Origin of the sequence: Trinickia acidisoli, assembly GCF_017315725.1 — a bacterium.
Classification (GTDB): Bacteria; Pseudomonadota; Gammaproteobacteria; order Burkholderiales; family Burkholderiaceae; genus Trinickia; species Trinickia acidisoli.
Genome location: NZ_JAFLRG010000002.1, coordinates 2,082,617 through 2,097,577, shown reverse-complemented (window position 1 = coordinate 2,097,577; position 14,961 = coordinate 2,082,617). Strand labels below are relative to the sequence as shown.

The window sequence follows — 14,961 nt, the reverse complement described above, 5'->3', positions numbered from 1 at the left end:
TCAGGCCTCGGTCTTTTGCCGCTCTTGAACGAACTGCCCCTTGTCGAGATGCAGCGTATGCGTCGCGTAATCGGCTGCCTTCTGATCGTGCGTCACCATGATGATCGTCTTGCCGTGTTCGCGATTGAGCACTTGCAGCAAGTGCAAGATCTCGTCGGCCGTGGCGCGGTCGAGATCGCCCGTCGGTTCGTCGCAAACGAGCAGCTTAGGATCGGACACGAGCGCGCGCGCGATCGCCACGCGCTGTGCTTGGCCGCCGGAAAGCTCGGACGGCTTGTGCTTGGCGCGATCTTCGAGACCGACGATCGTGAGCGCCGCGTGCACGCGCTTCATACGCTCGCTCTTGCCGAGCGAGGTCAGCAGCAAAGGCAACTCGACGTTGCGCTCGGCGCTGAGCATCGGCATCAAGTTGTAGAACTGAAACACGAAGCCGACGTTGTTCGACCGCCAGCGCGCAAGAGCACCGCCCTTCAATTGATCGATCCGCTCGCCGGCCACGACGATCTCGCCGCTCGTCGGATGATCGATGCCGCCGATCAGATTGAGCACCGTGGTCTTGCCCGATCCCGACGGCCCCATGAGTGCGACGAAATCGCCATCGGCCACTTGCAGGTCGAGACGATGAAGCACTTCGACCGTTTGCTTGCCTCGCGTGTACGTCTTCACGACGTTCTTCAGAAACACCATCGCAGTCATTTGCTTCGCTCCTCGTTCAATCTCGATTCCGGTTCGATCATGGCCGGCGGCTTACCGATCGACGACCTTCACGTGCGCACCGTCGGATAGCTTCGTGAAATCGCCGACGGCTACGCGCTCTCCTGCCGATAGCCCGGCTATCACCGTTTGCGCATCGGCGCTGCGCACGCCGAGCTTGACCTCGCGCCGCTCGACGGTATCGTCGTGCAACACGTAGACGACGCCCATCGCCGCGCCGTCGCTCGCTTGCACCGCGTTCAGCGGCAGCGTAACGCTGCCGGCGCTCGCAGCGCCGTTCGCCCCTTTTTGCGGACGGCTCAGAAACGATACGCGCGCGCCCATCTCGGGCAAGATGCGCGGATCGCGCGACTTGAAGCCCACGCGCACTTTCACCGTTGCCTTGCTGCGATCGGCCGTCGGCACGACCGCGATGACGTAGGCCGGGATCGCCCAATCAGGATACGCGTTGAGCTTGAGCGTGGCGTCCTCGCCTGCTTGCACGCGGCTGATGAAGTTTTCGCTGACGTCCACTTCGACTTCGAGCGAATCCATGTCGACGAGTGTGCAAATACCGCTGCGCGTAAAGCCACCGCCTGCGGACAGCGGCGATACGATTTCGCCCGGCTGCGCGTTCTTGCTCGTCACGACACCCGTGAACGGCGCGCGCACGATCGTATCGTCGAGATCGCGCTGCGCGACTTCGAGCGCCGCGCGCCGCACGGCCAAATTGCCTTGCTCGACGGTGACGTCCGTTTGTTTCTCGTCGTAGTTCGCCTTGCTCTGCTCGAGCGCAGTCGTGCTGATGACACCGGCGGCGGCCATCTTGCGATCGCGCTCGTAGATCGGCGCGATGTCGGCCGCGGCCGACATCGCCTGGGCGAGCGTGCCTTCGGCCTGCGTCACGGCCGCTTTCGCTTGCAGCAGCGCGGCCGTTGCGTTGCGATCGTCGAGCTTCGCGACAATGTCGCCCTCTTTGACGTGCACGCCTTCCTCGATGAACAACTGATCGAGCTTGCCGGTGATCTTCGCCGATACCGTCGCTTGACGACGCGCAACGACATAGCCCGAAGCATCGAGAATCGACGTCCCGCTCTCAGGACCGGCTCCCGTCGCCACCGGCCGCGCCACCACTGCTTGCACCGCCGGCACCGCGGCATGCAACCCAAAGAACAGCCCGGCCGCGATTGCGATCAAAAGGACGAGCAGCCCCGCCAGCCACCACCAGCGCCGCGAAGGCGCCGTATGCGCAGGCCGGTCCTCGCGATCGATCCGCAACTGCCGCAACAACTCCGATTTGTCCGTCATGTACTGGATTTCCGCGGTGTAAATGGATAAGCGCGCCACCGCTTCCCTGCGATGGCTACTGCGTGATCGATTTGCCTTCGCCTAACTGCTTCCAATCGCCGCCCAATGCGAGAAACAGCGCAGCGGTATCTTGATAGCGAGCAGCCAACGCTTGCACGTAGGCAATGCGCGCGCGTTGATACTGTTGCTGCGCGACGAGCAATTCGAGGTGATTCGCGCCGCCCATGCCGAAACGCTGCTGAATCAGATTCAAGCTGTCGGCCGCCGCCGTTTGCGCATGGTATTGCGCGGCCAGCGTTTGCGCGTCGGCATCGAGTGCGCGCAGTGAATCGGAAACATTTTTGAACGCCAGCAAAACGGTCTGCCGATACTGCGCGAGCGATTGATCGTAAGCGTCAACGGCGGCACGCCGTTTCGCGTTCAACGTTCCGCCCTGAAACAGCGGCTGCGTGACGTTGCCGGCCAGCGAAAACACGTTGCTCGTGAAAATCGATCGGATCGACGCAGCCGAATCGCCGAAATTTCCCGTGATGCCGATCTGCGGCAACATGTTTGCCGTGGCGACGCCGATTTGCGCGCTCGCTTGATGGAGCTGCGCTTGCGCGCGCCGGATGTCGGGCCGCTGACGCACGATCTCGGACGGCACCATCAACGGAATATCGAGCGGCAATTGCAGCGAAGCGAGATCGAATGCGGTAGCGTCATACTCGCTCGGCGCCTTGCCGAGGTACACGGCGAGTTGGCTGCGCGCCGCCGAGAGCTGCTGCCGCAATGGCGGCAACGTCGCCTGCACCGAAGCCAAATTCGATTCGGCCGACAGCACATCGGAACGCGCCGCACCGCCTAGCTCGAACTCCTGCCGACTGAGATCGACTTCATGTTGCGCCGAGGCAACGAGATCGCGCGTTGCATCGAGTTGCGCGCGCAGCGACGCTTCGAGCACGGCCGTCGTCACGACATTGGCCGCGAGCGTTTGATACGTCGCCTGCAACTCCTCGCGCTGCGCATCGCGTCCGGCTTCTTGCGCCTCGATGCCGCGCCGCACACCGCCGAACACGTCGAAATCGTATGACAAGCTCACCGAGGCGTTGTAAAGCGTGAACAGAAAATTGCCGGCCTGCGGGAAACCTTCGGAGGCGCCGTTCAGCTTTTCTCGCGTGGCACCCGCACTGCCGCTGAGCGACGGATACAGCGCGCCGCGTTGCGCGTTCACTTGCTCTTGAGCGATGCGTAATGCCGCTTGCGCCGAAGCGATCGTCGGACTATTGGCAAACGCCTCGGACACGAGCCGATCGAGTTGTGGCGATCCGTATGCCGTCCACCACTTGGACGGCAGTGCGGCGGCAGGATCGAAATGCTGCGCCTCACCGCCGGCAATGGGCGTGGCCTGCGTTTGCACGGGCAACGGCTCGCGCGTGACGCTTTTCGCCTCGGGCGCGGCGGGCGCTTTGAAATCGGGGCCGACGGCACAGCCGCCGCATGCAAGCGCGACCGCACACGATGCGATCGATGCGGCAATGCCGAGCCACGACGCACTCGGTCCGCGCTCAGGCATCAATCGGCGCAGTTGGCCACGCTCGTTCTTTTCCATATTCGGAATGGGGGCGGTTCGACATAAATCCCCCGATTCGTCAGCGGAGGAACGATGAAGCTGGCTATCGTGCAATCGAAACAATCAGGACAATCAAATGCGGCACAGAGTATAGCGCCCGCTTTCCGCTAACGATAGTCGCATTCCGCAATCGATGCGCACGCGTGCATTAAAGCTTCGGATCGCGCTCGGCCGCTACGCATCGAAGCGCGCACGGCTCGCGTGACGCCGCGAACGTCGTTCGCTACGAGGTTTAGTGGGCTAACCCGATGCACCCTCTCGCCGCATCGACCGGCTCGTCGCCGCCAAACACCGTTGGTCGCCGCAGAATGCGATTCGTCGTATGCCGCGCATAGCGTTTCCGTATGCAAATATCCTGAAGCTTGCCGCTTGGGCAAAGGTATCGCATCACATATGCGTCATAAAAGAAGGAGCGATTCGCCATGCATTACATTCCGACGTACGTCTATGTCTTGTTCTGCGTGCTCGTTTATCTAGGTGTGCGGCGCTGCTTTCCGCGCACTGTGCGCCCCGAGCGCGCGCTCGTCTTTCCGCTCATGTTCGTCGCACTGGGCGCCTCGAGCCTCAATCGCCTCTTTCCCGATGCAAGTGTGCCGGCACAAGCGGCGGCGCTCGTCGCATTCATCCTCGGCGCCGGCCTCGGCTGGTTGCAAGCGAGCCGCTGGCGCCTGCAGTTCCACACTACCGATACGGGATTCAAGGTTCTTCTGCCCGGCGATCCGAGCCTGCTCGTCACGCTGCTGCTTTCGTTCTTCGTCGACTTCGCGCAGCACTATGCACTCGCCGTGCACACGCCGTGGAGTGCGACGCATGCTTTCGAAATTCTTTCGTTCGTAGCCTGGGGGGCGCTTGCCGGCATGCCGCTCGGCCGGTCGATCAACGTGCTGCTGCGCGCGACGCAGGCCAAGACACGCGGCAGCGCGTCACCCACATTGGAATGAGCGCTCCGGCCGGGGTCGAAACCTACGAAACAGCGCAAGCCCGGGCGGCGTAGCGAACGCGCTGCCGCGGCACGCTATAGCAAATTCGGCGTACCGACCCACATCAGCAATGCCTCGCGCTCGCCCGTGTTCTCCCAATGGTGCGCGTCGGTCGAATCGTAGTGCGCCGAATCGCCCTCGCGAAAGACATAAATCTTGCCTTCGAGCGTCAGCGTCACGGTGCCGGACAGGACGTACCAGAACTGCTCGCCGGCGCGCGCCGTGATCTCGTCGAGTTTCTGCCCCGCGGGGATGCGCACGAGCAACGCTTCCATCAGGCCGCCCTCGGTTACCTGGGTCAGGCGTGCGAAGCGATTGTCGGCATCGGCAAACCCGAAGAAGGTCAAGTGATCGCCGCGCGCGACGTAGCGCTCCTCGCGCGGCGCATCGAGCAGGTATTGGATCTTCACGCCGAGCACGCGCGCGATCGCCATCAACGTGATCACCGAGGGCCGCGCCAATCCGCGTTCGACCTGCGAAAGAAACGGCGTGGAGATGCCGGCATTCGTGGCTACTTCGTCGAGTGTCAGCAATAAACGCTGACGCAGGGATCGAATCTTGGAGCCGAGCACGGTCGAACTCGGACGTTCGTCGTCGAGCCACGCGCCGCGTTCGTATGTCCTCCGGTGCCGTCTCATGCTGTCCTTCATGAGGGCTCCGTTTCCGGATCGGGCACGCGTTCTCCCGTTGCATCTTCAGCGCCGCCCATTGGCTTCGATCCGGACGATGGGCGCCGCCGCTGCGTCGCACGCATGACGATGTAGAACGCGACCGGCGTGAACACGAGCCCAAGCGCCGTCGCGGCGATCACACCGCCGAATACGCCCGTGCCGATCGAATGACGGCTCTCGGCCCCGCCACCGCTCGAGAACACGAGCGGCACGACCCCGAGCAAGAATGCCGCGGACGTCATGACGATCGGCCTGAAGCGCATCGCGCACGCCTGTACGATCGAATCGACGAGCCTTACGCCGCGCGCTTGCGCATCGCGCGCGAACTGAACGATCAAGATTGCATTCTTACCCGCAAGACCGATGACGGTGACGAGCCCGATCTTGAAGTAGATGTCGTTCGGCAAACCGCGCAACAGCATCGCCGCAACGGCGCCGATCATGCCGAGCGGCACGACGATCAGCACCGACAGCGGAATCGTCCAGCTTTCGTAAAGCGCGGCCAGCGCCATGAAAACCGCCAGCAGCGACAGGCCGATCAAGAGCGGCGTCTGGCGGGCGGCTTGCGTTTCGGCGAGCGCCGCATCGGCCCAATCGTACGACGTGCCCGGCGGCAGTTGCGCGGCAAGCCGTTCCATCTCCGCCATCGCCGCGCCCGAGCTGTAACCGTCCGCCGCGCGGCCCGTCACGTCGAGCGACGGGTAACCGTTGTAGCGCGCGAGCATGATCGGCCCGCGCGACCATTTCAACGAAGCGAACGCCGAGAACGGCACCATCTTGCCCAGCATGTTGCGCGCCGAGAGCTGCAGCAGATCCGCATCGGTCATGCGCGCAGGCGAGTCCGCGGCCACGAGCACGCGCAGCATGCGCCCTCCCGCCGGATAGTCGTCGATGTACGACGTACCGAACGTATTGACGAGCACGTCCTGGATCGTATCGAACGACACGTTCATCGCATACGCCTTCGAGCGATCGATGTCGAGCACGACACGCGGCGCATCGGGCAGCGTCTCCGAATGCACGTCGGCCAAAACGGGACTTTTCTTCGCCAATTCGAGCAGGCGCTCGCGCGCCGCATCGAAGTCCGCTCGGCTCATGCCGCCGCGATTTTCGAGGTGGAACGTGAACCCTTCGGCATGACCCAAGCCCGGCACCGAGGGCGGCAATTGCGCAATGACTTCGCCGTCGCGAATCTTCGCGAACGACGCATTCAAGGTATCGCGCAGCGCCAACGCACCGACGTCGCGCTTCGACCAGTCCTTCAATTCGACGAACGCCATCCCGACGTTCTGGCCGCTGCCGGCGAAGCTCCAGCCGATGACGGTCGTCACATTCAAGATCGCGCTTTGTCGATGCAAGATGTCCTCGACCTGACGAACCACGGCGTAAGTGCGTTGCTGTGACGCGCCAGGCGGCAATTGCACCATCACCTGCAATTGGCCCTGGTCTTCGGTCGGCAAAAAGCCGCCCGGCAGCGAGACATACATGAGCACACCCGCACCGATCAAGGCGAGATGAACGGCGAACACACGCTTAGGACACCGAAGCAATTTCTCGACGACGCCGCGGTACCCATCCGACGCACGCTCGAAGCGCGCCAGAAATCGATCGGCCAGCCCTTTTCCCCCCTGCGCATCGTGCGCGGGCGCCTTGAGCAGATTCGCGCAGAGTGCCGGCGCAAGCGAGAGGGCCATGAACGCCGACACGAGAATGGCCGCGATCATCGCGATCGAGAACTGACGATAGATACCGCCGACGCCGCCGGTAAAAAACGCCATCGGCACGAACACGGCCGTCAATACCGCCGTGACACCGACGATTGCCCCGCCGATCTGCGCCATCGCCTTGCGCGTGGCCTCGCGCGGGGAAAGCCCTTCGTCGCGCATGATCCGCTCGATGTTCTCGACGACGACGATCGCATCGTCGACGAGAATACCGATCGCGAGCACGAGCCCGAACAACGTAAACACGTTGATCGACAACCCGAAGAGATGCATCGATACGAACGCGCCCATCAACGCCACGGGAATCACGACCGTCGGTACGAGCGTGTAGCGCAAATCGCGCAGGAACAGCCACATCACGCAAAAGACGAGCACGATCGCTTCCACGAGCGTGAGCACGACTTCGCTGATCGCGATCTTCACGAAATGCGCGCCGTCATAGGGTATTTCCACGGCGATGCCGGGCGGCAGCGTCTTCGACAATTCGGCGATCCGCTGACGGATCGCATTGGACGTTTCAAGTGCGTTGCCGAGCGGCCCAAGTTGGATGCCGACCGTGGCGGCCGTCTTGCCGTTCAGGCGCGACCAAAACGTATAGCTGTCGGCCCCGAGTTCGACGCGCGCCACGTCGCCGAGCCGCACGACGGAGCCATCGGGTAGCGCCTTGAGCACGATCGCGGCGAATTCCTGCGGCGAATGCAGTTGGCCGCGCACGCTGACCGATGCCGTAATCGCCTGTCCGTCGACCGCCGGCGCGTCGCCGATCGCTCCGGCCGTCACGGTCGCGTTCTGCGCTTGAATCGCGCCTGTCACCTCCGACGGCGAGAGCTCGTATTCGCGCAGCTTCATCGGATCGAGCCAGATTCGCATCGCACGATCGGCGTCCCATAGCTGCGCGGAGCCAACGCCCGGCGTGCGCTTCAGTTCGCGCAGCAAGTACCGGTTCAGATAATCGCTGAGCGCGGTCGAGTCGCGCCTGCCGTCCGTCGAGACGAGCGTCACGAGCATGAGGAACGTGTTGGCCGCCTTGAATACGCTGATACCCTGCTGCACGACCGCTTGCGGCAAACGAGGCTCGATCTGCTTCATGCGGTTCTGCACGTCGACCATCGCCAAGTCCGGGTTGGTCCCAGGCGCGAACGTGACGTCGATTTCGAGTTCGCCGAGTGCGTCGCTCGTTGTTTCGTAGTACTGAAGACCGTCGGCACCGTCGAGGCTCTGCTCGATCAAGCTCGCGACGTTGCTGTCGACTTCTTCGGCCGAGGCGCCTGGGTATTGCGCGGAAATAATGACGCGCGGCGGCGCGAGCCGCGGATACTGAGCAACAGGCAGCGTCGGCAAAGCCAGCACACCCGCGACGATGATCGCGAGCGCGACGATCCACGCGAAGACGGGGCGGTCGATAAAAAATGACGGCATGTGGATCAGAGGGTAAGTTCGAACGACTTCGCGAGCACCCCCGGCAATTTCATTCCGCCGGTGGCACGTTCGCCCCATGTGGAATCGTTGAGCAACAGTTCAGGCTCGACGTCGAGCCGCTCGAGCCGATCGCCTAGCAGCTCATACAGACTGTCGTCGAAACGCATCGCCTCGACGGGTGCCACGATGCGGCCGCTTTCAACCCAGAACGTCGCAAAGCGCGTCATGCCCGTCATGCGGCAGTGCATGCGGTCCGAAAAGTTGACGTACCAAAGATTGCCGACGTACAAGCCCGTATCGAGCGCGGCGAGCACGTCGCCGGCGCGCAGATCGCCGCCCTCCATTGCGAGCGTCGAGGTCGACTCATGAGCGAGTGCGCCGTTCGTCGTCAAACCGTACTCGCGCGCGCTGCGCGCATCGGTCAAGCGCTCGGCGCCGCGCCCGTTCGTCACGAGCGGCACGCTTTCGCGCAGATAACCGTCGCGATTGAAGCCGGGCGTCATGCCGAGGCTCAGGTCCTCGGTCATCGCGACGCGCGGGTCGAATGCGGCCGCGCCCGTGTGGAGCTTGTAGAGCGGGCTGCGCGAAGTCGCTTGTTGGCGTGCCGAAAATCCTTCGGAAGCCACGAGCTCGATCAGCGCGCCCATCGCCGCCGGCGCCAGATAGGTTCGGTACTGCCCCGGTGTCAGTACGCGCGGTGTGCGGCTCAGAATGGGCAATCGTGCCGCGGCCTCTTCGACCTTATGCGCGAAAACGGCGTCATCCCAAGCATCGCCCGCGTACTCGCTCTTGATCGCGCGACCGCTGCGATCGTAGAGCGACCAACTGAAATTGAAGTTGTCCACTTCGTACCAGCCGCGACTACCGATCGACGAAGCGAAACCGCGCGCAATGGTCCCGCCCGCATAGAATCCGACGAAATCGAGCCCCTTGGCGCATTCGGCCACGGTGTGCACGAGCGCTTGCGGCTCCGGAAAACGTCCGGCGCGTTGCGTCGATTGAGACCATTTCGACTGGCCGAACAACAGGTGAGGATCTTCGGGAGCATCGCGCAACCCCGTGCGTAGCGTGGCGAACGCTTGCGCAACCTCATTCACGTCTTCCTGCGCCTGTCCGCCCACCGTCATCGTCGAGTACGCCTGGCGCGCGCCATCGATCAAGCGCAACGTGAGCCGCCCCTGCGAAACGGCGCCGATTTGCCGTACTTTGCCTTGATTGAAGCGAATGAACTCGGAGTTTTCCGCCGCAAACGAAACCAGCGTTACCTCGCCGCCTTCGCGCAATTGCTCGATCGCATCGGCGAGCATGCCGAAATGGCGTTTCCAATCGAATGTCGCCATCACGCACCCCCGAATACGTCGACGTCGGCAAACACGCACGCCGGCGATGCATGGCCTACGTGGATGATTTGCGCGGGCTCACCCTTGCCGCACAGCGGGGTGCCGTAGACCTCGCGCGTGGCGTCGTTGCCGACGGCTTTTAAGCTGCGCCAAAAGCTGGCGGAGAGGCCACGATAGTTCGGCCGTTTGACGACCCGCGTCAGTTCGCCGTTCTCGATCAATTGGCCGAACTCACAGCCGAATTGAAATTTGTTGCGCCGATCGTCGATCGACCAAGACGTATTCGTTCGCATGAGGATGCCGCGCTCGATCCCCGCGATCATGTCCTCGAATGTGCTGTCGCCCGGTTCGATGTTCAAATTCGCCATCCGATCGATCGGTGCGCGGTTCCAGTTCGACGCGCGTGAATTCGCTACGCCGGGAAGTTGCGCTCGCTGCTGCGACAACGTACCGCCGAGCGGGCGCTCGAGAACACCGTTGCGAATCAAATGTTGCTTGCGCGCTTCCGCGCCCTCGTCGTCGAAGCCGTAGGAAGCCGCCTCCTCGCGCGGCGACGGATCGAACGTCACGTTCAGCAACGCCGAACCGTAGCGATAGCTGCCGAACATGTCGGGCGTCACGAAGCTCGAGCCCGCGAAGTTGCGTTCGTCGCCCAAGATGCGATCGAGTTCCAACGGATGTCCGATCGATTCGTGTATCTGCAACATCATCTGATCGGGCATCAGCAGCAAATCGCGCACGCCCGACGGGCAATTGGGCGCAGCCAGCAATTGCAACGCTTCATCGGCCAAGCGCGCACCGGAGCCGTCGAATCGATATCGAGCCAGAATCTCCAAGCCACCCTGCGCAAGCAATGCCTGAAAACCGCCGAGCGTGCGCACCTGCGTGTCGCCGTTACCGTGAGCCACGACGGCCATTTGCGGCAGCAGGTAGCGAAACCGCTGCTCGATTCGTACCCCATCGCTCGTCACGTAAAGCTGATCGCTGTGCGTAATCCGCATGGCCGCCGTGCGCTCGACGACGCGCGCATCGATCGCGGCCGCGGCACATTCGAATGCGAGCCGCTCGATCCATTCACCGCGCGTGGGCAGCGCCGAGTCCGCATTCGGCGAAACATAGCTACCGCTCGCGGTGGGCCGCGGCGCGCTCCGATGATCGACCAGCGTGACGGCCGCCGATGCGTGCGCGCGTGCCCCTGCAAGGTCGAGGGCCGCCTGTAGGCCCGCCGCCGACAGATCGGCCGTTGCAGCGTAGCCCGCACCGGCGCCGTGCCATGCCGTCAGCATCGCGCCGCGTTCGCGAACCGTCGCGAACGGCTGCGCGACGTCGTTGCGCACCGCGTGCTCGTCACTGCTTTCATCGACGATGCGCAGCGACCAGAAGTCGGCATCGCTCGTCAAGGTCGAGATTACTTGCGTCCAATGTCCATCGATCATGCAACGGCCTCGTTTGCGTCTGCCGCCGGCATCTGCATCGATGCCGCCAGCAGCGATTGTGTATAGGGGTGGGTCGGCGCGCGCAGCACGTCGAGCGTATCGCCCGATTCGACGATACGGCCCGATTTCATCACGACGACGCGATGCGCCATCGCGCGCATGACCGCGAGATCATGCGTAATGAACAAGTAGCTTAGCCCGTATTTCTTCTGCAGCCGCGTGAGCAGCGCGAGGACCTGCTGCTGCACGGAAACGTCGAGCGCGCTCGTCGGCTCGTCGAGCACGAGCAATTCGGGTTCGACGGCCAGTGCACGCGCGATCGCGATGCGTTGACGCTGACCGCCCGAGAACTCGTGCGGATACCGAAGCAGCGCATCGGCCGGCAGGCCCACTTCTTCCAGCAATTCGACCACGCGTGCGGCCTGCTCGCGCGCGCCGAGATCGGGCTTGTGCACGCGCAACCCTTCGCCGACGATCTGCTCGATCGTCATACGCGGCGAAAGCGAGCCGAATGGGTCTTGAAAAACCACCTGCATGCGGGCGCACAGCGCACACCATTCGGCGCTCGACGAACGATAACTCGCAAGCGGCTTGCCGCCGATCCGAATCTGCCCCTGCGCCGCGCGCTGCAGCCCCAGCACCGTGGAGGCCAGCGTGGACTTGCCCGAGCCCGATTCGCCGACGATGCCGACCGTCTCGCCGCGCCGCAGGGTCAAGTCAACGTCCTGCAACGCCCGAAATTTCGCACTGCCGAACAATCCCTGCAGCCCCTTCGCGCTCATCCGGTAGTCGACGGCAAGGCCTTCGATTTCGAGCACCTTTCGCGATTCCGCCGGCACCGGATCGACGCATCGATGCGCCTCGCTATCGAGCAATCGCCTCGTATACGGATGTTGAGGATTCCTAAACAATGCCTCGGTCGTGTTCGCTTCCACGAGCACGCCTTTTTCCATCACGGCGACGCGTTGCGCGAAGCGCCGCACGAGATTCAGATCGTGCGTGATCAAGAGCACGGCCATGCCGCGGTCGGCGGCCTCTTGCTCCTGTAGCTCAATCAAGAGATCGACGATTTGCTGACGTACGGTCACATCGAGCGCCGTCGTCGGTTCGTCGGCGAGCAACAGCTTCGGACGGCACGCGAGTGCCATCGCGATCATCGCGCGCTGGCGTTGTCCGCCTGAAAGTTGATGCGGAAAGCTGTCGATACGGCGTTCCGGCTCGGGAATCCCGGTGCGGCGCAGCAGTTCGATGCCGCGCGCGCGCGCCGCGTTCGGCCGCAAGCCCTCGTGCAAACGCAAGCTTTCGGCGATCTGCTTGCCGACCGTATAGAGCGGATTCAACGCCGTCATCGGCTCTTGAAACACCATCGCGATATCGGCGCCGCGAACGCCGCGCATCTGCTGCTCCGTCTTGGCGAGCAGATCCTCGCCGCCGAACAGAATACGGCCCGACACCGTCGCATGCTGCACCAGGCGCAGGATCGACAACGCCGTCAAACTCTTGCCGGATCCCGACTCGCCGACGAGCGCCACGCGCTCGCCGCGCGCGACGGCCAGATTCAGCTCGCGAACGCACTGTTTCTCGCCGAAACTGATCGACAGCTTTTCGATACTGAGCAAAGGACTCGTTGGCATCACTTCGCTCCTCCGAAAGCCGAGCCGCGGTTGCGCGTATCGAGCGCGTTGCGCAGCGCATCGCCCATGAACGTGAGCAGCAACAGGGTCACGACGAGTGCCGCGAAGGCCGACACCGAGATCCACCACGCGTCGAGATTGTTCTTGCCCTCCTGCAACAACTCACCAAGACTAGGCGTGGGCGGCGGCACGCCGAGCCCGAGAAAGTCGAGGCTCGTCAGCGACAAAATCGCGGCGCTCATGCGAAACGGCAGAAACGTAATGACGGGCGTCAAGCTATTGGGCAGCACGTGACGCCAAATGATTTGCCAATTGGACAGACCCATCGTCCGCGCGGCTTTCACGTAATCGAGCGAGCGGTTGCGCAAGAATTCGGCACGCACGTAGTCGGACAGCACGAGCCAACCGAACATCGATAGCAAGATGAACAGCAGCCAGAGCGTAGGCTCGAAGATCGACGCGAAGATGATCAGCAAGTAGAGATCGGGCATGGAGCTCCAGATCTCGATGATCCGCTGCCCGATCAGGTCGGTGCGGCCGCCATAAAAGCCTTGCAGCGCACCGGTTAGGACTCCGAAGAATACGCCGGAGATCGTCAGCGCTAGCGCCATCAGCACCGACACGCGAAAGCCGTAGAGTAGCCGCGAGAGCACGTCGCGGCCGAACTGATCGGTTCCTAGCCAGTTGCTCGAGGACGGCGGCGCCGGAAACGGGCGCACGGCGAAGTAGTCGATCGTGTCGTAATAGTTGTGGTTCGGCGGATAGATCGCAAAATTGCCGTTCGATTCGATGTGCGAACGGATATACGGATCGAGATAGTTCGCCTTGGCCGGGAAGTCGCCGCCGAACTGCGTTTCCGGGTAATCCTTCACGATCGGAAAGTAGTAGTGGCCTTCGTAGCGCACGATGAGCGGCTTGTCGTTGCACAGCACTTCGCCGAACAAGCTGATCACGAACAGCGTCACGAAGATCACGAGGCTCCAATAGCCTAGCCGCTGGCTCTTGAAGCGCAGCCACGTGCGCCGCCACGGCGAAATCGACGCTACCGGCGCACTGGGCGCCTTAGCGGTCCATGCGGTCGAATTGGATGCGGGGGTCGACAAGGACATAGCAGACGTCAGCAATCAGTTTGGTTACGAGGCCGATCAAGGTGAACAGGAACAGCGAGCCGAGCACTACGGGGTAGTCGCGGCGTATCACCGAGTCGTACGAAAGCTGGCCCATGCCGTCGAGCGAGAACAGCGTCTCGATCAGCAAGTTGCCGTTCAGGAAAGCGCCGACGAAGGCGGCCGGAAGGCCTGTCAGCAGCGGAATCGCCGCGTTGCGCAGCACGTGCTTCCACAGCACGTCGCGCTCGGGGGCCCCCTTGGCGCGGGCCGTCAACACGTATTGCCGGCCGATTTCCTCGAGGAACGTGTTCTTCGTGAGGATCGTCACGATCGCAAAGTTGCCGACCACCGATGCCGTCACGGGCAACGCCATGTGCCAGAGATAGTCGAGCACCTTGCCGATCGTAGTGAGGTCGTCGAAGTTGTCGGAGGTCAGGCCGCGCATCGGGAATACGTCCCAGAACGTGCCGCCGCCGAACAGCATCAACAACAGCACGCCTAGTACGAAGCCCGGAATTGCGTAGCCGACGAGCACGAGCACGCTCGTCACCGCGTCGAACCGTGAACCGTTGCGCACGGCCTTGGCAATGCCGAGCGGCACTGAAATCGCGTAGGTCAGGATGATCGTCCACAAGCCCAGCGAGATCGATACGGGCAGCTTCGATTTGATCACTTGCCAAACGCTCTCGTGCTGAAAGTACGATTGACCGAGATCGAACGTCGCGTAGCTTTTGAGCATCAAGAAATAGCGCGTGAGCGGCGGCTTATCGAAGCCGAACTGCTTCTTGATCTGCGCGATCTGCTGCGGATCGACGCCCTGGCTCGCGTGATACCCGCCCCCGCCACCGCCGCCGCCGTCGCCGCCGTGATTGGCCTGGCCGTGGCGCAGTTGCGTGATCATCTGCTCGACGGGCCCGCCCGGCACGAACTGCGTGACGAAGAACGTGACCGTCACGACGCCGATCAACGTCGGAATCATCAAGAGCAGGCGTCTGAGAATGTAGGCAAACATAAGGAGTCCTCAATACTTCGATG

Annotated in this window: 11 protein-coding genes; 1 reads left to right on the top strand and 10 read right to left on the bottom strand. The window is 62.8% G+C overall.

Annotated features, from left to right (window positions below):
* Genes J3485_RS27585 through J3485_RS27575 form a run of 3 tightly spaced genes read right to left on the bottom strand, consistent with a single transcriptional unit; the run spans nucleotide 1 to nucleotide 3,592 of the window.
* A complete protein-coding gene (locus J3485_RS27585) occupies nucleotides 1-696 on the bottom strand; it encodes an ABC transporter ATP-binding protein (protein ID WP_206957728.1) in 696 nt (231 codons plus the stop codon).
* Between the two features lie 51 nt (nucleotides 697-747).
* Nucleotides 748-2,001 carry an efflux RND transporter periplasmic adaptor subunit gene (locus J3485_RS27580; RefSeq protein WP_206957726.1) on the bottom strand — a complete coding sequence of 418 codons (1,254 nt, stop codon included), beginning with the start codon at nucleotides 1,999-2,001 and terminating at the stop codon, nucleotides 748-750.
* Nucleotides 2,002-2,056: 55 nt separating this feature from the next.
* Nucleotides 2,057-3,592 carry an efflux transporter outer membrane subunit gene (locus tag J3485_RS27575; protein WP_242538951.1) on the bottom strand — a complete coding sequence of 512 codons (1,536 nt, stop codon included), beginning with the start codon at nucleotides 3,590-3,592 and terminating at the stop codon, nucleotides 2,057-2,059.
* A 443-nt stretch (nucleotides 3,593-4,035) separates the two neighbouring features.
* Here J3485_RS27575 and J3485_RS27570 point away from each other — a divergent pair, with 443 nt between their 5' ends.
* Nucleotides 4,036-4,554 carry a DUF6622 family protein gene (locus J3485_RS27570; protein ID WP_206957725.1) on the top strand — a complete coding sequence of 173 codons (519 nt, stop codon included), beginning with the start codon at nucleotides 4,036-4,038 and terminating at the stop codon, nucleotides 4,552-4,554.
* 74 nt (nucleotides 4,555-4,628) lie between these two features.
* Here the strand turns inward: J3485_RS27570 and J3485_RS27565 are convergent, their stop codons facing one another.
* Genes J3485_RS27565 through J3485_RS27535 form a run of 7 tightly spaced genes read right to left on the bottom strand, consistent with a single transcriptional unit; the run spans nucleotide 4,629 to nucleotide 14,938 of the window.
* Complete coding sequence (locus tag J3485_RS27565; protein WP_206958444.1) at nucleotides 4,629-5,231, bottom strand: helix-turn-helix domain-containing protein; 603 nt, start codon at nucleotides 5,229-5,231, stop codon at nucleotides 4,629-4,631.
* Between the two features lie 8 nt (nucleotides 5,232-5,239).
* Nucleotides 5,240-8,407, bottom strand: a complete 3,168-nt coding sequence (locus tag J3485_RS27560; RefSeq protein WP_206957723.1) for a multidrug efflux RND transporter permease subunit — start codon at nucleotides 8,405-8,407, stop codon at nucleotides 5,240-5,242.
* 5 nt (nucleotides 8,408-8,412) lie between these two features.
* Complete coding sequence (locus J3485_RS27555) at nucleotides 8,413-9,747, bottom strand: TldD/PmbA family protein (RefSeq protein ID WP_206957721.1); 1,335 nt, start codon at nucleotides 9,745-9,747, stop codon at nucleotides 8,413-8,415.
* Nucleotides 9,747-11,183, bottom strand: coding sequence for a TldD/PmbA family protein (locus J3485_RS27550; RefSeq protein ID WP_206957719.1), 1,437 nt, complete (start codon nucleotides 11,181-11,183; stop codon nucleotides 9,747-9,749). Before J3485_RS27550 ends, J3485_RS27555 begins: the two co-directional genes overlap by 1 nt.
* Nucleotides 11,180-12,817 carry an ABC transporter ATP-binding protein gene (locus J3485_RS27545; protein WP_206957712.1) on the bottom strand — a complete coding sequence of 546 codons (1,638 nt, stop codon included), beginning with the start codon at nucleotides 12,815-12,817 and terminating at the stop codon, nucleotides 11,180-11,182. Before J3485_RS27545 ends, J3485_RS27550 begins: the two co-directional genes overlap by 4 nt.
* Entirely contained in the window at nucleotides 12,817-13,926 is a 1,110-nt protein-coding gene (locus J3485_RS27540; protein WP_206957709.1) for an ABC transporter permease, read from the bottom strand. The genes J3485_RS27545 and J3485_RS27540 overlap by 1 nt, the downstream gene beginning before the upstream one ends.
* A complete protein-coding gene (locus tag J3485_RS27535) occupies nucleotides 13,880-14,938 on the bottom strand; it encodes a microcin C ABC transporter permease YejB (protein WP_206957707.1) in 1,059 nt (352 codons plus the stop codon). The genes J3485_RS27540 and J3485_RS27535 overlap by 47 nt, the downstream gene beginning before the upstream one ends.
* Nucleotides 14,939-14,961: the final 23 nt, after the last annotated feature.